This window comes from Serratia sp. SSNIH1, from assembly GCF_002935055.1.
Taxonomy (GTDB): domain Bacteria; phylum Pseudomonadota; class Gammaproteobacteria; order Enterobacterales; family Enterobacteriaceae; genus Serratia; species Serratia nevei.
The window spans coordinates 392,833-413,788 of the sequence record NZ_CP026383.1 but is presented as its reverse complement, the minus strand read 5'-3'; the positions used below and the strand labels follow the sequence as shown (position 1 = coordinate 413,788).

The following is a 20,956-nucleotide window of genomic DNA, read 5'->3' as shown; positions in this document are numbered from 1 at the left end:
ACTCCTGCACCTTTTTAGTGCATCTATCCTACTCCATCCGGGATCGGCGCGGTATGGAATAGTTTTGCAGAAAATACGGTGGAGAAAAAAACCCATCCGAAGATGGGCTGAAAGTTTCCACGGCAACAAAAAAGCGATAACAAAAATGTGGGCGCCGTCCGCCTGTGCAGACGGCGCGGGTAGGGCTTAGACGCTGTAGTACAGTTCGAACTCAACCGGGTGTGGCGTCATGCGAACGCGGTCCATCTCTTCTTTGCGCAGTTCGATGTAGGCATCGATCGCATCGTCGGTGAACACGCCGCCGCGGGTCAGGAACTCGCGGTCTTCGTTCAGTGCGGCCATCGCCTCGTCCAGCGAACCGGCCACTTTTGGGATCTCGGCTTCTTCTTCCGGCGGCAGGTCGTACAGGTTTTTGTCCATGGCGTCGCCAGGGTGGATCTTGTTGATGATGCCGTCCAGGCCGGCCATCAGCAGCGCGGCGAAGCACAGGTATGGGTTAGCCGCCGGATCCGGGAAGCGGGCTTCGATGCGGCGCGCTTTCGGGCTGGCGACCACCGGGATACGGATGGACGCGGAACGGTTACGGGCGGAGTAAGCCAGCATCACCGGCGCTTCGTAGCCCGGCACCAGACGTTTGTACGAGTTGGTGGTCGGGTTGGCCAACGCGTTGATCGCCTTGGCATGCTTGATGATGCCGCCAATGTAGAACAGCGCGGTTTCAGACAGGCCGCCGTATTTGTCGCCGGCGAACAGGTTGGTGCCGTTCTTGGACAGCGACATGTGGCAGTGCATGCCGGAACCGTTGTCGCCGAACATTGGCTTCGGCATGAAGGTCGCGGTTTTACCGAAGGCGTGCGCCACGTTGTGCACCACGTATTTGTAGATTTGAATTTCGTCGGCTTTCTTGGTCATGGTGTTGAAGCGGGTTGCCACTTCGTTCTGACCGGCGGTTGCCACTTCGTGGTGGTGCGCTTCAACCACCAGGCCCATCTCTTCCATGGTCAGACACATGGTGGAACGCAGATCCTGCGAAGAGTCGACCGGTGGAACCGGGAAGTAACCGCCTTTCACCGCCGGACGGTGGCCTTTGTTGCCGCCGTCGTATTTTGTGCCGGAGTTCCAGGCGCCTTCGATGTCGTCGATGGCCACGTGGGACCCGCGGATGCTGCTGCCGAAGCGGATGTCGTCGAACAGGAAGAACTCAGGCTCTGGCCCGAACAGCACGGTATCCGCGATGCCGGAGGAGCGCAGGAAGTCTTCGGCGCGTTTGGAGATGGAGCGCGGGTCGCGATCGTAGCCTTGCATGGTGCCCGGCTCGAGAATGTCGCAGCGAATGATCAGCGTAGGTTCTTCGAAGAACGGATCAAGAACCGCCGTGCTGGCGTCCGGCATCAGCACCATGTCAGATTCGTTGATGCCCTTCCAACCACCGATAGAGGAGCCGTCAAACATTTTACCTTCTTCGAAGAAGTCGGCGTTTACCTGGTGAGCCGGGATAGTCACGTGCTGTTCCTTACCCTTGGTGTCAGTGAAACGCAGGTCTACGAATTTCACTTCATGCTCATTCAGCATCGTCAAAACGTGTTCAGCGGACATACTTAACTCTCCCGGTTTATCATTGTCGTCGTCGTGGAACGAATCTGTGGAACTGGCTTTTTTTCGCCTTGAAAAGACTAAAGCGAAAAGCGTGCCAACTTTTAGAAAAGGCTTTTATCGCCTCTCTGCGCGGGTTTTACTCAGCCACAGTATGCACCATCAACGATAAATTGCACTGTTATGGTGCAATATGGGTGAGCGTGGGCACCGGAATGGTGCAAAAGTGCAACGATTGCGGCTTTTTGCACCGTGAAAGGGATCACAAACTGACCGGTACGCGGTTGTTTATAAGAGATGGTTGTGATCTTGTTTAGTCCCTCGCTTAATACGTGTACAATAGCGCGCTATTTCTAATGCCCGAGGCAAAGCTGTGATCGAAAATTTGCGTAACATCGCCATTATTGCCCACGTTGACCATGGTAAAACCACCCTGGTTGACAAGCTGCTGCAACAATCCGGTACTTTCGGAGAGCGTGCGGAAGCGACCGAACGCGTAATGGACTCCAACGATTTGGAGAAAGAGCGTGGGATTACCATCCTCGCAAAAAACACCGCCATTAATTGGAACGGTTACCGTATCAACATCGTGGATACCCCAGGACACGCCGACTTCGGCGGCGAGGTAGAGCGCGTGATGTCGATGGTTGACTCGGTGCTGCTGGTTGTGGATGCAATGGATGGCCCTATGCCGCAAACCCGCTTCGTGACCAAGAAGGCGTTCGCCAACGGTCTGAAGCCGATCGTGGTCATCAACAAGGTTGACCGTCCTGGCGCGCGCCCTGACTGGGTTGTGGATCAGGTGTTCGACCTGTTCGTGAACCTCGACGCGACCGACGAGCAGCTCGACTTCCCGATCATCTACGCTTCTGCGCTGAACGGCATCGCCGGCGTCGACCACACCGATATGGCGGAAGACATGACCCCGCTGTATCAGGCGATCGTCGACCACGTGTCTGCGCCGCAGGTTGAGCTGGAAGCGCCATTCCAGATGCAGATCTCCCAGTTGGACTACAACAACTACCTGGGCGTTATCGGCATCGGCCGCATCAAGCGCGGTAAAGTGAAGCCGAACCAGCAGGTCACCATCATCGACAGCGAAGGTAAAACTCGCAACGGTAAAGTGGGCAAAGTGCTGGGTCACCTGGGTCTGGAGCGTATCGACAGCACCCTGGCGGAAGCGGGCGACATCATCGCCATCACCGGCCTGGGCGAACTGAACATCTCCGACACCATCTGCGACACCAACGCCGTAGAAGCGCTGCCGGCGCTGTCCGTCGACGAACCGACCGTAACCATGTTCTTCAACGTCAACACCTCGCCGTTCTGCGGTAAAGAAGGCAAGTACGTGACGTCGCGTCAGATCCTTGACCGTCTGAACAAAGAGCTGGTGCACAACGTGGCGCTGCGCGTTGAAGAAACCGACGATGCGGACGCCTTCCGCGTATCCGGTCGTGGCGAACTGCACCTGTCGGTGCTGATCGAGAACATGCGTCGTGAAGGTTTCGAGCTGGCTGTTTCCCGTCCGAAAGTTATCTTCCGCGAAATCGATGGCCGCAAGCAGGAGCCATTCGAGAACGTAACGCTGGATATCGAAGAGCAGCATCAGGGCTCCGTGATGCAGGCGATGGGTGAGCGTAAAGCCGACCTGAAAAACATGGATCCGGACGGTAAGGGCCGCGTGCGTCTCGACTACGTGATCCCAAGCCGCGGTCTGATCGGCTTCCGTAACGAATTCATGACCATGACTTCGGGTACCGGCCTGCTGTACTCCACCTTCAGCCACTACGACGACGTGCGTCCGGGCGAAGTGGGCCAGCGTCAGAACGGCGTGCTGATCTCCAACGGCCAGGGCAAAGCGGTAGCGTTCGCGCTGTTCGGCCTGCAGGATCGCGGCAAGCTGTTCCTGGGCCACGGTGCAGAAGTGTATGAAGGCCAGATCATCGGTATTCACTCACGCTCTAACGACCTGACCGTAAACTGCCTGACCGGTAAGAAGCTGACCAACATGCGTGCTTCCGGTACTGACGAAGCGACTACCCTGGTTCCGGCCATCAAAATGACCCTGGAGCAAGCTCTGGAGTTCATCGATGACGACGAACTGGTAGAAGTGACGCCAACCTCGATCCGTATCCGTAAGCGTCACCTGACGGAAAACGATCGTAAGCGTGCCAGCCGCGGTCCTAAAGACGCTTAATCGCTGATTGAGTGTCTCATGCTTAGGGCGCGGTTCTCGCGCCCTGAGTTTTTTCCTCTGTTGTTCCCCGTTTGTGCGGCGCGCTGTGCGCTTTTCCGTTCGCTCTCTGTTCAGCTGTTCCTTTTCCCGCTACAGTGAAATCTCACCGGCCCATCAGGAGAGGACTATGCTGTATATCTTTGATTTAGGTAATGTGATCGTCGATATCGATTTCAAGCGTGTGCTGGGCGTGTGGAGCAATTTGAGCGGCACGCCGTTGGCGGTGCTGTCCGATCGTTTCGCCATGGGTGAGGTGTTCCAGCAACATGAGCGCGGTGAAATCAGCGACGAAGACTTCGCCGGCAAGCTGTGTGATGAAATGGGCATTGCGCTCAGCTTCGAGCAATTCGCCACTGGCTGGCAGGCGGTATTCGTCGCGCTGCGCCCGGAAGTGATCGACATCATGCAGCGTCTGCGCAACGAGGGTCACCGGGTGGTGGTGCTGTCGAACACCAACCGTCTGCACTGCAACTACTGGCCGCAGCACTATCCTGAAGTGGCCGCCGCCGCCGATCATCTCTATCTGTCGCAAGATCTCGGCATGCGCAAGCCGGAGGCTGATATCTATCAACATGTGCTGGCTGCGGAAAACACCGCCGCCGCCGACGCGGTGTTCTTCGACGATCACCCGGCGAACGTCCTCGCCGCGCAGGCGCTGGGGATCAAGACGGTGCACGTCACCGATCGCGACGTGGTGCCGGCCTATTTTGCCCAATGAGCGCAGGGCGCGTTAAGCTTAAGGCGTATCAACGGACATCAAGGAGTGACCATGTCGTTTTTCCGCCGCAAGAAGCTGCCCTCTGCGATTAAGCCAAGCGTCACCTTCGGACGGCTGCTGTACCAACGCCTCGACCACGATGGCCTGACGATGTTGGCGGGCCATCTCGCCTACGTTTCCCTGCTGTCGCTGGTGCCGCTGGTCACCGTGGTGTTCGCCCTGTTCGCCGCTTTCCCGATGTTTTCCGACATCAGCGAGCAGCTGAAGAGCTTTATTTTTTCCAATTTCGTGCCGGCCGCCGGCAACGTCATACAGAACTACCTGGAACAGTTCGTCGCCAACTCCAACAAGATGACCGCCGTCGGCACCTGCGGGCTGATTGTCACCGCGCTGTTGCTGATCTCCTCGGTGGACAGCGTGCTGAACACCATCTGGCGCAGCAAGAACAAACGGCCGATCGTCTTCTCCTTCGCCGTGTACTGGATGGTGCTGACGCTGGGGCCGCTGCTGGTGGGCGCCAGCATGGCCATCAGTTCGTACCTGCTGTCGCTCAACTGGCTGGCGCAGACCGGCGTCAACGGCCTGGTGGATCAGGTGCTGCGCATCTTTCCGCTGATTTTGTCGTGCACCTCCTTCTGGCTGCTGTATTGCATCGTGCCGACGGTGCGCGTGCCGCCCAAAGACGCGCTGATTGGCGCGGTGGTGGCCGGATTGCTGTTCGAACTGGGCAAGAAGGGATTCGCGCTGTACGTCACCATGTTCCCCTCCTATCAGCTGATTTACGGCGTGCTGGCGGTGATCCCGATTTTATTCCTGTGGGTCTACTGGAGCTGGTGTATCGTGTTACTCGGCGCGGAAATCACCGTGACCATCGGCGAATACCGCGACTACCGCCGGCAGAAGGCGGAGCAACAGGAACAAAAACCAGAAGGGCAGCAGGAATGATTGCGTTGATTCAACGGGTGTTAAACGCCAGCGTCACGGTGGGTGGCGAGACGGTAGGCAAGATTGGCCCCGGTTTGTTAGTGTTATTGGGCGTAGAGCAGGGCGATAACGAGCAAAAAGCGCAGCGCCTGTGCGAACGCGTGTTGGGATACCGTATTTTCGGCGACGAGAACGACAAGATGAATCTCAACGTCCAGCAGGCCGGGGGCAGCGTGCTGGTCGTTTCGCAGTTCACCCTGGCGGCGGACACCCAAAAGGGCATGCGGCCCAGCTTCTCGCGCGGCGCTGCGCCGCAGGAAGCCGATCGGTTGTATCAATATTTTGTTGGCCAGTGCCGCGAACGCGGCGTAGAGACCCAGACCGGCGAGTTCGCCGCCGACATGCAGGTGGCGCTGGTCAACGATGGTCCTGTGACATTCTGGCTACAGGTCTAAGCATTCGGAGAACAGGCGTCTATGTATCACCTACGAGTACCCGTAACAGAACAAGAACTGAAGGAGTATTACCAGTTTCGCTGGGAAATGCTGCGCAAGCCGCTGCACCAGCCGGTGGGTTCGGAAAAGGATGCCTATGACGCCATGGCCCATCACCAAATGGTGGTGGACGAGGCCGGTAAAATCGTCGCCATCGGGCGGCTGTACATCAATGCCGACAACGAGGCGGCGATCCGTTTTCTGGCGGTAGACCCGACGTTGCAGGATAAAGGGCTGGGGACGTTGGTGGCGATGACGTTGGAGTCCGTCGCGCGGCAGGAAGGCGTGAAGCGGGTGGTGTGTAGCGCCCGTGAGGACGCGGTGGATTTCTTCGCCAAACTGGGCTTCGTCAATCAGGGCGAGATCACCGCGCCGCAGACCACCCCGATCCGTCACTTCTTGATGATCAAACCGGTGGCGACGCTGGACGATATCCTGCATCGCCCCGACTGGTGCGGCCAACTGCAGCAGGCCTGGTATGAACATATCCCGCTGAGCGAAAAGATGGGCGTGCGCATCAGCCAATACACCGGCCAGCGCTTTGTCACCACCATGCCGGAAATCGGTAACCAGAATCCGCACCACACGCTGTTCGCCGGCAGCCTGTTCTCACTGGCGACGCTGACCGCCTGGGGGCTGATTTGGCTGCTGCTGCGCGAGCGCCATCTCGGCGGCACCATCATTCTGGCGGACGCGCACATTCGCTACAGCAAACCGATCACCGGCAGGCCGCGGGCGGTGGCGGATCTCGGCTCGCTGAGCGGCGATTTGGCACGTCTGGCGCGCGGCCGCCGCGCGCGCGTACACGCCGAAGTGCATCTGTTCGGCGACGAAGACAAGGGCGCGGTGTTCGAAGGCACCTACATGGTGTTGCCGGCCGAGCCGGATGTGCCGCTGGATCAGGGCGGCTCTGAAGCGCTGGAAGAGTAAGGTGGCGGCCCTGCCCTGGGGGCGGGCCGCGCAGTGCATTACGGCAGTTGTTGGTTCACCGCTTGGCCGTCGCCGGCGGTGGCCTGCAGATTGCCCTTCAACGAGGCTTTGAATGGCCCGTCGCTGTTCAGCAGCCCTTTCAACTGCAGTTCAAGGTTGCCGTCGCCCGTCAGCGGCACCGGCTGCCATCCCCATTGCTGCAGGGTGTTGATCGGTACCGAGCGGCCGTGCAGCGTCAGCTGGAACGGTTTGCCCGGCAGCTGATCGACGATCGCTTTGGCCTCAAGCAACCCATTAGGCATAAAGGCGCTGAGCTCGGTGACATTGATCTGATTGGCGTCGGCGTTCAGCGCCAGCGAAGGGCGCCGCACGTCTATCTTGTTAAAGGTCGCTTCGCTGCCGTTCAGGTTCAGCGAGCCGGACCAGATGCCCCATTGGCGATCGCGCGCCAGCAGCAGATTGCTGCCGTAGCCGTCCAGCGCGGTGATCTGGAATGGGAACGCCGGGTTGATATCGATGATCAGATTGCGGTTGGTGGTCAGCTTGGTGACATAAACCTCCGCCAGCCAGTCCGGCAGCGGTTTCAGCCACAGCTCGCGCCAGTCGATCGGTAGGGTGTACTCCAGCGCCGCCATGGCCACTTCATCCAGCTGCAGGCGTTTGCCGGCGCGCAGCCAGTTGCCGGAGGTGCGCAGCAGCCCGCCTTCCCAGCGGGTGGTGAATTGCTGAATGGCGATGCCGGCGGAAGAGAGCCGCAGGGTGGCGATCGGGTCGATCAGGTGGAAACTGCCGTTGATCACGTCGCCGGCGTTGACGTTGAGCGAGCCGTCTTCGCTGCGCCAGTCGCCTTTTTCGATGCTGACGTTTTGCAGCGACAGATCGAGATCGTTAAACGCCCATGCCTTGCCTTCCAGGCGCGCGTCGATCAGATCGAAACGCTTGAGGGTGACCGGCGGCAGCGTGGTAAAGCGCTGCATGAATTCCGCCAGCGTTAACGGGGTCTGCATGCGCACGCCGCTCAGCCGCAGGCGATCCACCTGCCAACTGCCGTCGGCGGCGCGGCTGGCCACGCCGGTCAGGTCGCCCTGCGCCAGATTGGCGCCGAAGTTGTTCAACAGCAGCTGGCCCTGTTTTTGCTCCCCCTGTACCAACACCTTCGAGGTGGGAATGCCGTTCAACGTCATCGAACCGGCGCTGAACTGGAACTGGTTATTGTCCCCCAGCAGATGGCCGGCCAGCGGGCGCCACGGCGTGATGCCGGCAGTGACCTGCTGCGCGTTGAGCTGCCACTCGCTATCGTTGGACTGCAACGCCATGTTGCTCAGCTGCAGCACGTCGGCCTGTACAGGCAGCGCCGCCGCCTGCGGCTGCACGTTCAACGTGCCGTCGCGCAGCGTGACGCTGTGGAAATAGCGCGGTTCGGTGATTTGGCGCAGGCTGAGGCCGAGATCGACGCGTTTGGCGACCAGCGCCTGCGGCTGGCCGTTGCGCGCCAGCTGCACGTCTTCCAGAGCGATCTGGTCCGGCTGGCTCCACGAATGGGTGATTTTTCCTATCGACAGGCGGTATTCACTGTTGTCGCTGATCCAGGCGCTTAGGCGGCCTGCCGCCCAGCGAGTTTGCCCCACCAGGTACAGCACCGCTACCGCCAGCACGATCAGCAGCAGCAACGTCAGCAACAGCTTTCCGATAAATTTCATCGTCTACATCCGCATCGGTCAAAAAAGATACCCTGTTTATGCCGCAATTGGCCGGGCATCTCAAGGGCAATGGTCTGATAGACAATAAAAAACGGCCGCAAGCGGCCGTTTGAACGTCAATGGACGGGTTACTTTTTCTCGTATTCCTGCGGGAACACCAGGTTCAGCACGATGGCGGTAATACCGCCGGCGGCGATGCCGGAAGAGAGCAGGGTTTTCAGCCAGTCCGGCGCGAACTGCAGGATCAGCGGCTGCTGGGAGACGCCCATGCCGACGGCCAGCGATAGCGCCATGATCATGATGGCGCGGCGGTTCAGACGCTCGCGCGACACGATGCGCACGCCGGAGGCGGCGATGGTGCCGAACATCACGATGGTCGCGCCGCCCAGGACCGGTTCGGGAATGTGCTGTACGAAGCCGGCCACCGCCGGGAACAGCCCCAGCGCGATCAGCATCAGCGCCACCACGAAGCCGACGTAGCGGCTGGCGACGCCGGTCAGCTGGATCACCCCGTTGTTCTGGCCGAAGCAGGAGTTGGGGAAGGTGTTGAACACCGCCGACAGCATCGAGTTCAGGCCGTTGGCCAGCACGCCGCCCTTCAGGCGCTTCATATACAGCGGCCCGCTGACCGGCTGTTCGGAGACGTCGGAGGTGGCGGTGATGTCACCGATGGTTTCCAGCGAGGTGACCATAAAGATCAGCATCAGCGGCAGCAGCAGGTTCCAGTCGAAGCCCAGGCCGTAATAGAGCGGCGTGGGGATGGTGATTGCCGCCGTGGGGGCCGCCGGTGCGTCGGCGGGCAGCATGTCCATCGCCCAGGCCAACAGATAGCCGACTGCCATGGCGATCACCAGCGAAGCCACGCGCAGGTAAGGGTTGCGCTGGCGGTTCAGCAGGATGATCACGGCCAGCACCGCGCCGGCCAGCAGCAGGTTTTTCGGCGAGCCGAAGCTGTGATCGTTCATCGCGGCGTAGCCGCCGCCGATCGAGGTCAGGCCGACCTGAATCAGCGACAGGCCGATGATCATCACCACGATGCCGGAAACCAGCGGGGTGATGATGCGGCGCGCCAGATGCAGCACGCGCGACAGCAAAATTTCGGTGCAGGAAGCGACCATCAGGGTGCCGAACAGCGCGGCCATCATGGTCGGCACGTCGGCGCCGCCGTTTTTCAGCGCCAGACCGCCCATGATCAGCGGCGAAACGAAGTTGAAGCTGGTGCCCTGAATCGACAGCAGCCCGGAACCCACCGGCCCCCAGGTTTTGATTTGCAGAATGGAAGCCAGACCGGAGGCGAACAGCGACATGCTGATGATGTGCTGGGTATCCTGTGCCGGCAGGCCCAGCGCCTGGCAGATCAGCAGGGCCGGAGTGATCACCGCGACGAACATCGCCAGCAGATGCTGGCCGGCGGCAAACAGCGTTTGCGGCAGCGGCGGGCGATCTTCCAGGCGATAAATCAGTTCACTGGCGCGGGGTTCTGAGGCGGCTTGGCGCGCGGCATCAAGCTCGGAGGATGACATGCTCATGGTGTGGCGTTTCCAGATACGGCAAAGCAGGCATTTTAATGCTCCGCCCCGCAAAAGCAAACGGTTGCGCGTAAATATTATGTTGCCGACTTTCTCGCTTATGTCGCATTTTCATTCATTTTTTCTTGTCATCTCAGCGTTTTTTACTTTTAATCCTGCACTCATCAAGTTTAAAAACTAAGTGGTTTTCTATAACTTATTATTTTTATTTGGATCTTTTCCCTTACATGGAGTACCTGGATGTTTCATCTTGATACTTATGGCACGTTAGTCGCGGCGACGCTGGTTTTGCTCCTCGGGGGCAAGTGCGTCAGAACCATTCCTCTGCTGCGAAAATATACCATTCCTGCTCCCGTCGCCGGCGGTTTGCTGGTGGCCCTCCTGCTGTTAGCCCTGAAAAAGCTCGTCAACTGGGAAATCAGTTTTGACATGTCGCTGAAGGACCCGCTGATGCTGGCCTTCTTCGCCACCATCGGCCTGAACGCCAACCTGGCGCGTTTGCGCGCCGGCGGTAAAGTGCTGGTGGTGTTCCTGTTTGTGGTGCTGGGGTTGCTTATCGTGCAGAACGCCATCGGCATCGGGATGGCGAAAATGCTGGGGTTGGATCCGCTGATGGGCCTGATCGCCGGGTCGATCACCCTGTCGGGCGGGCATGGTACCGGGGCGGCCTGGAGCAAGCTGTTCATCGAGCGCTACGGTTTTGAAAACGCGACGGAAGTCGCCATGGCCTGCGCCACCTTCGGGCTGGTGCTGGGCGGCCTGATCGGCGGCCCGGTGGCGCGCTATCTGGTCAAGCACTCCTCCACGCCGGAAGGCACCCCGGAAGACAGCGTGCAGCCGAGCGGCTTCGAGAAGCCGGAAAGCGGCCGCCTGATCACCTCGCTGGTGATGATCGAAACCATCGCCATGATCGCCATCTGTCTAAGCCTGGGGCAGCTGATTGCCGGCCTGCTGAGCGGCACGGTGTTTGAACTGCCGAACTTCGTTTGCGTGCTGTTCGTCGGGGTGATCCTCAGCAACACGCTGGCCTTCACCGGTTTCTATACCGTGTTCGAGCGGGCGGTATCGGTGCTGGGCAACGTCAGCCTGTCGCTGTTCCTGGCGATGGCACTGATGAGCCTGCGCCTGTGGGAGCTGGCCTCGCTGGCGCTGCCGATGCTGGCGATCCTGGCGGTGCAGACGCTGGTCATGGCGCTGTACGCGATCTTCGTTACCTACCGGGTGATGGGTAAAAACTACGACGCGGCGGTGCTGGCCGCCGGCCACTGCGGCTTCGGCATGGGCGCCACGCCGACGGCGATCGCCAACATGCAGGCGATCACCGATCGCTTCGGTCCGTCGCACGTGGCGTTTTTGGTGGTGCCGATGGTGGGCGCGTTCTTTATCGATATCGCCAATGCGATCGTCATCAAGCTGTATCTGCTGCTGCCGGTGTTCCCGGCGGTGGGGTGATATCGCGAGTCATCACGAAAAGGGCGCCTGAGGCGCCCTTTTTTATGCGTTGGAGTAGCGCGCCTTCTCCGGCAGCCAGCGTTCTATCAGCGCCTGGGCGTGTTCCGGATAGTGCTGATGGAGATGGCGAGCGACGCGCTGCACTTCGGGGATCATCGCCTGGTCGCGCAGCAGGTCCGCCACCTTGAATTCGGCGCTGCCGGTCTGGCGGGTGCCCAGCAGCTCGCCTGGGCCGCGGATCTCCAGATCGCGCTGCGCGATGACGAAGCCGTCGTTGCTGTCGCGCAGCACCTGCAGGCGCGTTTGCGCAGTCTTGCTCAGCGGCGTTTTGTACAGCAGCACGCAGTGTGAGGCCACGGCGCCGCGCCCTACGCGGCCGCGCAGCTGGTGCAGCTGCGCCAGGCCCAGCCGCTCCGGGTTTTCGATGATCATCAGGCTGGCGTTCGGCACGTCGACGCCGACTTCGATCACCGTAGTGGCGACCAACAGCTGCAGCTCGCCCTGTTTAAACGCCTGCATCACCGCCTGCTTTTCCTGCGCTTTCATGCGGCCGTGCACCAGCGCCACCTTCAGCTCTGGCAGCGCGGTTTTCAATTCTTCCCAGGTGGCTTCCGCCGCCTGCGCTTCCAGCAGTTCGGACTCTTCGATCAACGTGCACACCCAGTAAGCCTGCCGCCCCTCTTCCAGACAGGCGCTCTTCACCCGTTGAATGATGTCGGCGCGGCGGGTATCGGGAATGGCGACGGTGGTCACCGGCGTGCGGCCCGGCGGCAGCTCGTCGATGACCGAGGTATCGAGATCGGCATAGGCGGTCATCGCCAGCGTGCGCGGGATCGGCGTGGCGGTCATGATCAATTGATGGGCGTGGAAGCCCTGTTCTTCGCCTTTCTCCCACAGCGCCAGCCGCTGATGCACCCCGAAGCGGTGCTGCTCATCGATGATCACCAGCGCCAGGCCGTTGAACTGCACCTGCTCCTGGAAGATGGCGTGGGTGCCGACCACCATCGACACCTGGCCGCCGGCGATGGCCTCCTGCTGCGCGATGCGCGCCTTGCCTTTCTGTTTGCCGGCCAGCCAGCCGACCTCCAGCCCCAGCGGTTCGAACCACTGGCGGAAATTGTTGGCGTGCTGCTCGGCCAGCAGTTCGGTTGGCGCCATCAGCGCCACCTGCTTGCCGTGCGCGATAGCGCGCAGCGCCGCCAGCGCCGCCACCAGCGTTTTGCCGGAGCCGACGTCGCCCTGCACCAGCCGCATCATCGGGAAGTCTTTTTGCATATCGGCTTCGATGTCGGCCACCACGCGCGTTTGCGCGCCGGTCGGCGAGAACGGCAGCTGGGCGAGAAAACGGTTTTTCAGCCGATCGTCCGGCAGCAGCGGCTGCGCCTGGTAACTCTGGGCGCCGGCGCGCACCGCCAGCATGCTCAGATTATGCGCCAGCAGCTCTTCGAGGATCAGGCGTTTTTGCGCCGGGTGTTTGCCCAGCTCCAGATCCGCCAGCTGGATGTCCGGCGGCGGGCGGTGCAGGGTGTGCAGCGCCTGCGGCAGGCTCATCAGACCGCCGCTCAGCTCCGGCGGCAGCAGCTCGGCGATGGCGCAGGTACCCAGCAGCTCCAGCGCCTGATCGGTCAGCTTGCGCAGCGTGGCCTGCCGCACCCCTTCGGTGGTGGGGTAGACCGGCGTCAGCGACTCCTGCAGCTCGACCTCGCTGGCTTCGCCCTGAATACGGTATTCCGGATGGATGATTTCCGCGCCGTGGTTGCCGCGCTTGATCTCGCCATAGGCGGTCACGCGGCGGCCGGTGGCCAGGCTGTTCTTCATTGCAGCGTTGAAGTTGAAGAACCGCATGGTGAGGATGCCGGTACCGTCGCTGATCTGGCAGGTCAGCATGCGGCGGCGGCCGAAGCTGATGTCGCTGCGCAGCACTTCCCCTTCTACCGTGGCGTAGATGCCCGGCAGCAGATCGTTGATCGGGTAGAGGCGAGTGCGGTCTTCGTAGCGCAGCGGCAGGTGCAGCAGCAGATCCTGAATGGTCTCGAGGCCAAGCTTGGCCAGTTTGCCCGCCTGGCTGGCGCCAACCCCGGAAAGCGTGGTGAGTGGGACAGCATCCAGCAGGCGGCCTTTCATTTGCGCACCGTCGCCTGCATGGCCGCCCACCATTCGGCGCTGGCGACCACCTGGCCCTGCTCGTCAATCTGCGGGCGTGGCAGCCCTTTGCGCTTGGCCACGTTGGCCAGCACCGGGTAGCCGCCTTCGAACAGCAGACGCTGCTGCTCTTCTTCATCCAGCATGCTGTTGTCGCGGCGATACAGGCCGGCGTTCTGCCGCTGGCGCTGCGCTTCATACAGGATCAGTGCCGAGGCCACGGAGACGTTGAGCGATTGCACCATGCCGATCATCGGAATGACGATGTCCTGATCGGCCAGCGCCAGCGCTTCTTCGGTGATGCCGGTTTTTTCCTGGCCGAGCAGCACGCAGGTGGGCCGGGTGTAATCCACCTCGCGGAAATCGACCGCGCGCGCAGACAGATGGGTGGCCAGAATTTGCATGCCCTGCGCTTTCAGGTGACCGACCGCGTCGCCGATGGAACGATGGGTTTTGACGCTGACCCAGCTGTTGCTGCCGGCGGCGGAGGAAACCAGGGTGCGCATGCGGGTGGTGGGCCACACGGCGTGGACCTGATGCACGCCGACGGCGTCGGCGGTGCGGATAATGGCGGAGACGTTATGCGGTTTGTGCACTTGCTCCAGGCAGACCGTCAAATCCGGCTGCCGGGTCGCGAGCATTTCACAAATCCGCGCATAGCGTTCAGGACTCATAAGCGCTAGTTTCGGTTGCGGTTAACTTTGATCACATCCGGCATGATACGGATTTTACGCATAATGTTTGCCAAATGGATGCGATCGCGGGTGGTCAAGCGGATAAAGGCGCTATAAACCCGACCGTCTTTCTCTTCGGTGTTCAGGCTCTGAATATTGGACTCGGCTGCGTTGATCGCCGCCGTCAGGTTGGCCAGCGCGCCCTGGTGGTTGAACATGTCCACCTTGATCTCGGCGATGAACTCCTGCTCGGTCTCTTTATCCCACTCGACCGCCATGAACTTCTCAGGCTCTTTCTGATAGCCGCGAATATTGCGGCAGGATTCATGGTGGATCACCAGCCCTTTGCCCGGGCTGACGTGAGCGATAATCGGGTCGCCCGGAATCGGACGGCAGCACTTGGCGAAGGTGATCAACACCCCGTCGGCGCCCTTGATGGCCAGGTTACGCACGCCGGAGGAAGCGCCCAGGCTGGACTGATCGCCCTGCAGGTTCTTCGCCACCACCACGCTCATGGCGTTGCCGAGGCCGATTTCCGCCAGCAAATCGTCCAGCGTCGCCAGCTTCATGCGGTCCAGCTCGTGCTGAATGTTTTCCTGCGGGATTTCGGCCAGCTTGCGGCTGCCGCCCAACGCGTGGTTGAGCAGACGGCGGCCGAGGCCGACGGAGTCGTCGCGCTTGAGATTCTTCAGCATCTGGCGAATTTTGGCGCGCGCTTTCGAGCTGACCACGAAATTCAGCCAGGCGGCGTTGGGCCGCGCGCCCGGTGCGGTGATGATCTCGACGGTCTGGCCGCTGGTCAGCGACTGCGACAGCGGATATGGCTGACGATCGACGCGCGCGCCGACGCAGGCATGGCCGATATCGGTATGCACCGCATAGGCGAAGTCGACCGGCGTGGCACCGGCGGGCAGCTCGACGATGCGGCCTTCCGGGGTGAAAACGTAAATCTCATCCGGGAACAGATCGGATTTGACGCTCTCGATAAATTCAAACGAACTGCCGGCGCTTTGCTGCAGCTCCAGCAGGCTTTGCATCCAGCGCTGGGCGCGGATCTGCGCCGTGGTGCCGGTTTCGCCCTGTTCTCTTTCCTTGTAAGCCCAGTGCGCGGCCACCCCCATCTCAGCCATCTGGTCCATGTCTTCGGTTCGGATCTGCACTTCGACCGGCACGCCGTGCGGGCCGATCAACGAGGTATGCAGCGATTGATAGCCGTTGGCCTTGGGAATGGCGATGTAATCTTTCACTCGCCCCGGGCGCGGTTTGTACAGGCTGTGCACCTGGCCGAGCACGCGGTAGCAGGTATCGACCTCTTTCACGATCACCCGGAACGCGTAGATATCCATGATGGAATGGAAACGCTGTTCTTTGAGGTGCATCTTGAGGTAGATGGAGTAGAGGTGTTTTTCCCGCCCGCTGACGCGACAGGCGATGCCGGCTTCGGTCAGCCGCCCTTCGATCTCGGAGAGGATTTTTTGAATCATCTCTTTGCGGTTGCCGCGCGCGGCTTTCACCACTTCCTTGATCACGCGATAACGGTTCGGGTACAGCGCCTCGAAGCCCAGCTCTTCCAGCTCGGTTTTCAGGTGATGAATACCCAGACGGTGGGCGAGGGGGCTGTAGATTTCCAGGGTTTCACGCGCGATGCGCCGGCGTTTGTCGGGGCGCAGCGAACCGAGAGTGCGCATGTTGTGCGTACGGTCGGCCAGCTTGATCAGCACGACGCGGATATCCTGCACCATCGCCATGATCATCTTGCGGAAGTTTTCCGCCTGCGCTTCTTTCTTGTCCTGGAACTTCAGCTTGTCGAGCTTGGAGACGCCCTCAACCAGTTCGGCGACGCTCTTGCCGAACAGCTGTTCCATATCTTGATAGGTGGCTGGGGTGTCTTCGATGACGTCGTGCAGCAATGCCGCCATCAGCGTCTCGTGATCGAGACGCATTTCCGCCAGGATGCAGGCCACGGCGACCGGGTGAGTAATGTAAGGCTCACCGCTGGAGCGTGTCTGGCCCTCGTGCGCGTCGCGCGCGACGAGGTATGCCTGTTTGAGGCGCTTAATCTGCTCCTCGGGCAGGTAACGTTGAATCAGCAGATTCAGGCTTTCAAACAGGTACAAGGCGGACTCGCAGTCTAATTAACGACGACCTTCAGCAATCGCGGTAACCGCTTGAATCTCTGCGGCTTCCTGCTCTTGCTGTTCCTGGCGCTCACGCACGTCGAGGATCTGGCTGGTGATCAGGCCTTCTTCGATTTCGCGCAGGGCGATAACGGTGTACTTGTCGTTCTCTTCCGGAACCAGTGCATCTTTGCCGCCGGTCTGGATCTGACGCGCCCGACGAGCAGCGACCAACACCAGGTCAAAACGGTTACCAATTTTCTCTACAGCGTCTTGAACAGTTACGCGTGCCATATTTGTGCTACTCCACAGGTGACGAAAAGACTGGGCATGATACTGAAACTGCCTTCAGTCTGCCAATAGTTTGCTGATTAAAGCGTCATGCCGCAGCAACTGGCGGCCCAAACGCAGGCGTTCGGCGCGAATGATGGTCTTCAGATCGGACAGCGCCAGATCGAAATCATCGTTCACGATCAGGTAATCGTACTCCGCGTAATGCGTCATTTCCGCCACGGCCTGAGCCATGCGCTTGGCGATCACCTCTTCGGAATCCTGCCCGCGCCCGCGCAGGCGGCGGCCCAGTTCTTCCTTCGACGGCGGCAGAATGAAGATGCTGCGCGCCTGCGGCATTTTGGCGCGGATTTGCTGCGCGCCCTGCCAGTCGATATCCAGAAACACGTCTACGCCGGTCGCCAACACTTGTTCGATGGCGGCGCGCGAGGTGCCGTAATAGTTGCCGAACACTTCGGCGTGCTCAAGAAATGCGTCCTGCTCGATCATCCGGCGGAATTCGTCTTTCGAGACGAAGAAATAGTGTTCGCCGTGATTTTCACCCGGGCGGCTGTCGCGCGTGGTGTGCGAAACCGAAACCTGCGTGTCGTACAGCGGTTGCGTCTTTAACAAAGCCTGAATCAGACTTGATTTACCTGCGCCACTGGGAGCAGAGACAATATAAAGCGTGCCTTGAGCCATGATGATGTTCGTTGATAACGGTTGATATGCCAATAACAGCGGATGTGTATTTTCTCCGCACAGTATACACGGCTAACGCGCCGGGTGCAGCGTTAGCTCGCATTTTGCCCGCCGCTTTGCGCGGAAAAAGCGGCGAATGAGCGAATTTGCGCGTCGAAGGGTAACATTTCTGCAGTTTTGGCCTCGGCGGCGGCGCGTTGCCGCCCCGAGATCAGTGATCCGGATGCTGGTAGTTGAACACCGGCAGGCCGAGGCGGAAGCGCAGGGCGATCAGGCGAGCGCTCAGGCCCGCGACCAGCGTGAGGATCACCACCAGATTGTGCGGCAGGCTGAGGTGCTGCAGGCCGATATACAGCCAGGCGGCGCTGAAGGAGATGCCGGCATAGATCTCTTTCTGGAAAACCAGCGGGATACGGTTGCAGAACATGTCGCGCAGCACCCCGCCGAAGACGCCGGTGATCACCGCGGCGATGGCGGCGATAATGGCGCTGTGCCCCATATCCAGGGCTACCTGCGCGCCGATGATGGAGAAGACGATCAGGCCGACGGCGTCGAGCACCAGGAACAGGCGGCGCAGATGGCGCATCAGGGGGGCCACCCAGGTGGTGACGATCGCCGCTATCGCGACGATGACGATGTACTCCGGGTGTTTGACCCAGCCCAATGGAAAATGCCCGAGCAGCATATCGCGCACCGACCCGCCGCCGATCGCCGTGACCGAAGCGATGATGATCACGCCGAACATGTCCATTTGGCGGCGGCCGGCCGCCAGCGCGCCGGTCATGGCTTCGGCGGTGATGCCGATGATATAAAGGATGCTCAGTAACATAAGGGATTCACAGCGTATTTGCGTCAGAATGATGGCCGGCAGGGTAATCGCCGCCGATGGCGCGCGCCACTGAGTTTTTTTCACCGATGGCGTTTCGGATTAATTTAGCTAATCCAAAATACGTTTTTATTGCCGATAACCAGCCTTTTTTAACATCTTGCTGTTGATGAAAGCATTAGAAATTTCGCGCTGGTTTCCATCGCTGACTATGCTTTTTTCAGCTAATCCTTCAACCGAGAAACCGAGACTGCAGATGAAAAACTCCCCGAAACTGGCCGCCGGCGCCGTGGTGGCCGCCCTGCTGCTGAGCGGCTGCGTGGCGCCAGGCCATCAGGCTGTGTCACCGGCTCCGGCTTGCCACACCGGCGATCCGATGATGCAAACAACGCTCTACTTCGGCCTGAATCGCCCGGCGGGGCCGGCGATCACCGCCGCCGAGTGGCAAACCTTCGTCGACAGCCAGGTGACGCCGCGTTTTAAAGACGGGCTGACGGTCTTTGATGCCAAAGGGCAGTGGCTGGGCCACGACGGCAAGCTGGCGCGCGAGAACAGCAAGGCGCTGCTGTTGATCCATGCGCCGGGCAAAGAGAGTGAGGCGAATATCGAGGCGCTGCGCAGCGGCTATAAGCAGCAGTTTGCGCAGGATTCGGTGATGCGTGTGGATGCGCCGGTGTGTGTGGCGTTTTAAAGCGAACTCCCGGCCATACGGCCGGGAGTGGGGATTACAGCACCAGGCCGGCGATGGCCGCTGACAGCAGGCTCACCAGCGTCGAGCCATAAACCAGCTTCAGGCCAAAACGGGAAACTACGTTGCCTTGCTGCTCGTTCAGCCCCTTGATGGCGCCGGCGACGATGCCGATGGAGGCGAAGTTGGCGAACGACACCAGGAACACCGACAGAATACCCAGCCCGCGCGGCGACAGCTCCGCCGCGATTTTCTTCAGCTCAATCATCGCCACGAATTCGTTGGCCACCAGCTTGGTCGCCATGATGCTGCCCGCCTTCAGGGCCTCCTCCGCCGGGATGCCGATCAGCCAAGCCAGCGGATAGAACACATAGCCGAGGATCTGCTGGAAGCTGATGCCGAGCACCGCGGAGAACAGCGCATTGACGGCGGAGATCAGCGCGATAAAGCCGATCAGCATCGCCGCGATGATCATCGCAATCTTGAAGCCGGCCAGAATGTACTCGCCCAACATTTCGAAGAAGCTCTGATCTTCATGCAGTTTGTTCAGCTTCAGCTCCGGCTCGTCTTCGACCTGATACGGGTTGATGATCGATAGAATGATGAAGGTGCTGAACATATTAAGGATCAATGCCGCCACCACGTACTGCGCGTCGATCATCGACATGTAGGCGCCGACGATGGAGAGCGATACCGTCGACATGGCGGTCGCGGCCATGGTGTACATGCGGCGCGGCGAGATATCGCCGATGATGCCTTTATAGGCGATGAAGTTCTCCGACTGCCCCAGCACCAGCGTGCTGACGGCGTTGAACGACTCCAGCTTGCCCATGCCGTTGACCTTGGACAGCAAGGTGCCGACCAGGCGGATGATCAGCGGCAGGATGCGGAAATGCTGCAAAATGCCGATCAGGGCGGAAATAAAGATGATAGGGCACAAAACGCCGAGGAAGATGAACGCCAGGCCATCCTTGCTCATGCCGCCGAACACGAACTCCGATCCTTGGGCGGCGTAGGCGAGCAGGGTGTCGAAGAAGCCGGCGACGTGTTTGATCACGCTGAGCCCGCTGGCGGAGTGCAGGAAGAAATAGGCCAGCGCGCCTTCGATCACCAGCAGTTGGATGATATAGCGCAGGCGGATTTTCTTGCGATTATTGCTGACCAGCAGCGCCAGGGCGATGATCACCACCAGAGCCATAATAAATTGCAGAATTTGTGGCATAAACGGTCCGTACGGTTCACGGGCAGAGAAAAAACACATTTAGCCACAGCATCGCCGTCCTTTCATTACCTTGCGTGATAATTAGAACAAAATACTTATGGCATGCGGGATATCTTGCCGAATGTCATCCGCACGCGCTGTCCGGCAGTTTTTCATAAGCTTCCCGGTGAGCCGGTTCCCCAGGGGCCTGCCGGCTCGCAACCTGATGCAATCACTGTCACTCGCGTGCAAACGCCTGGAATCTGGCTCGCAACTGGCGCTTTTTCATGGCGTAAAGCGTGGTTTTCGCGAGGGAGGCAAAGAAAAATGCCTGAACAAGGCGCCACGACCGGTGCATCTTCTCGGATAAGGAGGCGAACAATGAATACCGGCACGTTGCTCAGGGCGCTGGCCAACGGGGTTAATCCCGACACCAGCGAGCTGTTGAGACCGGCTTCGGCGGCCTGCGCGTCGGAGGCTATCCGCCTGCTGTTCGCGTTGGCCAGCGAGTTCGACGGTGAAGCCGAACGGCAGAAAAAAGCCCGGCTGACGTCGGAGGAGAAGTGGCAGAAGAATCTGGCCGAGGGGCGGCCGGCCAATGCCTACTTCCCTTGGCCGGAAGAGGAAAAGCTGCGGCTGCGCGAGAGCCATGCGGCCGGGGCGACGCTGGAAGCGCTGAGCGATGAGTTTGAACGTTCAACCTGGAGCATTGCGGTGCAGCTGCAGAAAATGGGGCTGATGGGCGAAGAGTAGGCGGCCG

The 20,956-nt window shown here is 60.2% G+C and carries 18 protein-coding genes; 8 read left to right on the top strand and 10 right to left on the bottom strand.

Annotation, left to right across the window (positions count from 1 at the left end):
* Positions 1-186: 186 nt before the first annotated feature.
* Complete coding sequence (glnA, locus tag C3F38_RS01970) at positions 187-1,596, bottom strand: glutamate--ammonia ligase (RefSeq protein WP_025304715.1); 1,410 nt, start codon at positions 1,594-1,596, stop codon at positions 187-189.
* Between the two features lie 370 nt (positions 1,597-1,966).
* On the opposite strand from glnA, the gene typA reads away from it, so the two are divergent.
* From typA to fabY, 5 genes are all read left to right on the top strand, one after another.
* Positions 1,967-3,790, top strand: a complete 1,824-nt coding sequence (gene typA, locus C3F38_RS01960; RefSeq protein ID WP_004931243.1) for a ribosome-dependent GTPase TypA — start codon at positions 1,967-1,969, stop codon at positions 3,788-3,790.
* A 166-nt stretch (positions 3,791-3,956) separates the two neighbouring features.
* Entirely contained in the window at positions 3,957-4,547 is a 591-nt protein-coding gene (gene yihX, locus C3F38_RS01955; RefSeq protein ID WP_004931242.1) for a glucose-1-phosphatase, read from the top strand.
* A gap of 51 nt (positions 4,548-4,598) precedes the next feature.
* On the top strand, positions 4,599-5,492 hold the full coding sequence (locus C3F38_RS01950) for a virulence factor BrkB family protein (RefSeq protein ID WP_055317178.1): 894 nt from the start codon (positions 4,599-4,601) through the stop codon (positions 5,490-5,492).
* Positions 5,489-5,926: a D-aminoacyl-tRNA deacylase gene (gene dtd, locus C3F38_RS01945; RefSeq protein WP_025304712.1), complete on the top strand. Its 438-nt coding sequence runs from the start codon at positions 5,489-5,491 to the stop codon at positions 5,924-5,926. Before C3F38_RS01950 ends, dtd begins: the two co-directional genes overlap by 4 nt.
* Before the next feature lie 21 nt (positions 5,927-5,947).
* A complete protein-coding gene (fabY, locus tag C3F38_RS01940) occupies positions 5,948-6,895 on the top strand; it encodes a fatty acid biosynthesis protein FabY (RefSeq protein ID WP_004931235.1) in 948 nt (315 codons plus the stop codon).
* Positions 6,896-6,933: 38 nt separating this feature from the next.
* Here fabY and C3F38_RS01935 read toward each other — a convergent pair whose 3' ends face one another.
* The gene (locus tag C3F38_RS01935) at positions 6,934-8,595 is read right to left on the bottom strand and encodes an AsmA family protein (RefSeq protein WP_055317177.1); all 1,662 of its coding nucleotides are present in this window, start codon (positions 8,593-8,595) and stop codon (positions 6,934-6,936) included.
* Positions 8,596-8,723: 128 nt separating this feature from the next.
* A complete protein-coding gene (locus C3F38_RS01930; protein ID WP_038872554.1) occupies positions 8,724-10,124 on the bottom strand; it encodes an NCS2 family protein in 1,401 nt (466 codons plus the stop codon).
* 240 nt (positions 10,125-10,364) lie between these two features.
* On the opposite strand from C3F38_RS01930, the gene gltS reads away from it, so the two are divergent.
* Positions 10,365-11,576, top strand: a complete 1,212-nt coding sequence (gene gltS / locus C3F38_RS01925; protein WP_038872558.1) for a sodium/glutamate symporter — start codon at positions 10,365-10,367, stop codon at positions 11,574-11,576.
* Between the two features lie 42 nt (positions 11,577-11,618).
* Here the strand turns inward: gltS and recG are convergent, their stop codons facing one another.
* From recG to C3F38_RS01895, 6 genes are all read right to left on the bottom strand, one after another.
* Positions 11,619-13,700, bottom strand: a complete 2,082-nt coding sequence (recG, locus tag C3F38_RS01920) for an ATP-dependent DNA helicase RecG (protein WP_055317176.1) — start codon at positions 13,698-13,700, stop codon at positions 11,619-11,621.
* Positions 13,697-14,392 carry a tRNA (guanosine(18)-2'-O)-methyltransferase TrmH gene (gene trmH / locus C3F38_RS01915; RefSeq protein ID WP_048232237.1) on the bottom strand — a complete coding sequence of 232 codons (696 nt, stop codon included), beginning with the start codon at positions 14,390-14,392 and terminating at the stop codon, positions 13,697-13,699. Before trmH ends, recG begins: the two co-directional genes overlap by 4 nt.
* 5 nt (positions 14,393-14,397) lie before the next feature.
* Positions 14,398-16,509: a bifunctional GTP diphosphokinase/guanosine-3',5'-bis pyrophosphate 3'-pyrophosphohydrolase gene (gene spoT, locus C3F38_RS01910; RefSeq protein ID WP_019452189.1), complete on the bottom strand. Its 2,112-nt coding sequence runs from the start codon at positions 16,507-16,509 to the stop codon at positions 14,398-14,400.
* A gap of 18 nt (positions 16,510-16,527) precedes the next feature.
* Positions 16,528-16,803, bottom strand: a complete 276-nt coding sequence (rpoZ, locus tag C3F38_RS01905) for a DNA-directed RNA polymerase subunit omega (RefSeq protein ID WP_004931221.1) — start codon at positions 16,801-16,803, stop codon at positions 16,528-16,530.
* 54 nt (positions 16,804-16,857) lie between these two features.
* The gene (gene gmk / locus C3F38_RS01900; protein WP_004931218.1) at positions 16,858-17,481 is read right to left on the bottom strand and encodes a guanylate kinase; all 624 of its coding nucleotides are present in this window, start codon (positions 17,479-17,481) and stop codon (positions 16,858-16,860) included.
* 211 nt (positions 17,482-17,692) lie between these two features.
* Positions 17,693-18,310 carry a trimeric intracellular cation channel family protein gene (locus C3F38_RS01895; RefSeq protein ID WP_025304704.1) on the bottom strand — a complete coding sequence of 206 codons (618 nt, stop codon included), beginning with the start codon at positions 18,308-18,310 and terminating at the stop codon, positions 17,693-17,695.
* 253 nt (positions 18,311-18,563) lie between these two features.
* Here C3F38_RS01895 and C3F38_RS01890 point away from each other — a divergent pair, with 253 nt between their 5' ends.
* Positions 18,564-18,998, top strand: a complete 435-nt coding sequence (locus tag C3F38_RS01890) for a DUF3574 domain-containing protein (protein WP_055317175.1) — start codon at positions 18,564-18,566, stop codon at positions 18,996-18,998.
* A gap of 34 nt (positions 18,999-19,032) precedes the next feature.
* Here C3F38_RS01890 and C3F38_RS01885 read toward each other — a convergent pair whose 3' ends face one another.
* Positions 19,033-20,217 carry a NupC/NupG family nucleoside CNT transporter gene (locus tag C3F38_RS01885; RefSeq protein WP_004931212.1) on the bottom strand — a complete coding sequence of 395 codons (1,185 nt, stop codon included), beginning with the start codon at positions 20,215-20,217 and terminating at the stop codon, positions 19,033-19,035.
* A 360-nt stretch (positions 20,218-20,577) separates the two neighbouring features.
* Between C3F38_RS01885 and C3F38_RS01880 the strand changes: the two genes are divergently transcribed.
* On the top strand, positions 20,578-20,949 hold the full coding sequence (locus tag C3F38_RS01880) for a hypothetical protein (RefSeq protein ID WP_055317174.1): 372 nt from the start codon (positions 20,578-20,580) through the stop codon (positions 20,947-20,949).
* Positions 20,950-20,956 lie beyond the last annotated feature (7 nt).

What these genes read in the sequence shown, in the direction of transcription:
- glnA (WP_025304715.1), bottom strand. Translation starts at nt 1,596, where the DNA reads ATGTCCGCTGAACACGTTTTGACGATGCTGAATGAGCATGAAGTGAAA.
- yihX (WP_004931242.1), top strand. Translation starts at nt 3,957, where the DNA reads ATGCTGTATATCTTTGATTTAGGTAATGTGATCGTCGATATCGATTTC.
- C3F38_RS01950 (WP_055317178.1), top strand. Translation starts at nt 4,599, where the DNA reads ATGTCGTTTTTCCGCCGCAAGAAGCTGCCCTCTGCGATTAAGCCAAGC.
- dtd (WP_025304712.1), top strand. Translation starts at nt 5,489, where the DNA reads ATGATTGCGTTGATTCAACGGGTGTTAAACGCCAGCGTCACGGTGGGT.
- fabY (WP_004931235.1), top strand. Translation starts at nt 5,948, where the DNA reads ATGTATCACCTACGAGTACCCGTAACAGAACAAGAACTGAAGGAGTAT.
- C3F38_RS01935 (WP_055317177.1), bottom strand. Translation starts at nt 8,595, where the DNA reads ATGAAATTTATCGGAAAGCTGTTGCTGACGTTGCTGCTGCTGATCGTG.
- C3F38_RS01930 (WP_038872554.1), bottom strand. Translation starts at nt 10,124, where the DNA reads ATGAGCATGTCATCCTCCGAGCTTGATGCCGCGCGCCAAGCCGCCTCA.
- gltS (WP_038872558.1), top strand. Translation starts at nt 10,365, where the DNA reads ATGTTTCATCTTGATACTTATGGCACGTTAGTCGCGGCGACGCTGGTT.
- recG (WP_055317176.1), bottom strand. Translation starts at nt 13,700, where the DNA reads ATGAAAGGCCGCCTGCTGGATGCTGTCCCACTCACCACGCTTTCCGGG.
- trmH (WP_048232237.1), bottom strand. Translation starts at nt 14,392, where the DNA reads ATGAGTCCTGAACGCTATGCGCGGATTTGTGAAATGCTCGCGACCCGG.
- rpoZ (WP_004931221.1), bottom strand. Translation starts at nt 16,803, where the DNA reads ATGGCACGCGTAACTGTTCAAGACGCTGTAGAGAAAATTGGTAACCGT.
- gmk (WP_004931218.1), bottom strand. Translation starts at nt 17,481, where the DNA reads ATGGCTCAAGGCACGCTTTATATTGTCTCTGCTCCCAGTGGCGCAGGT.
- C3F38_RS01895 (WP_025304704.1), bottom strand. Translation starts at nt 18,310, where the DNA reads ATGTTACTGAGCATCCTTTATATCATCGGCATCACCGCCGAAGCCATG.
- C3F38_RS01890 (WP_055317175.1), top strand. Translation starts at nt 18,564, where the DNA reads ATGAAAAACTCCCCGAAACTGGCCGCCGGCGCCGTGGTGGCCGCCCTG.
- C3F38_RS01885 (WP_004931212.1), bottom strand. Translation starts at nt 20,217, where the DNA reads ATGCCACAAATTCTGCAATTTATTATGGCTCTGGTGGTGATCATCGCC.
- C3F38_RS01880 (WP_055317174.1), top strand. Translation starts at nt 20,578, where the DNA reads ATGAATACCGGCACGTTGCTCAGGGCGCTGGCCAACGGGGTTAATCCC.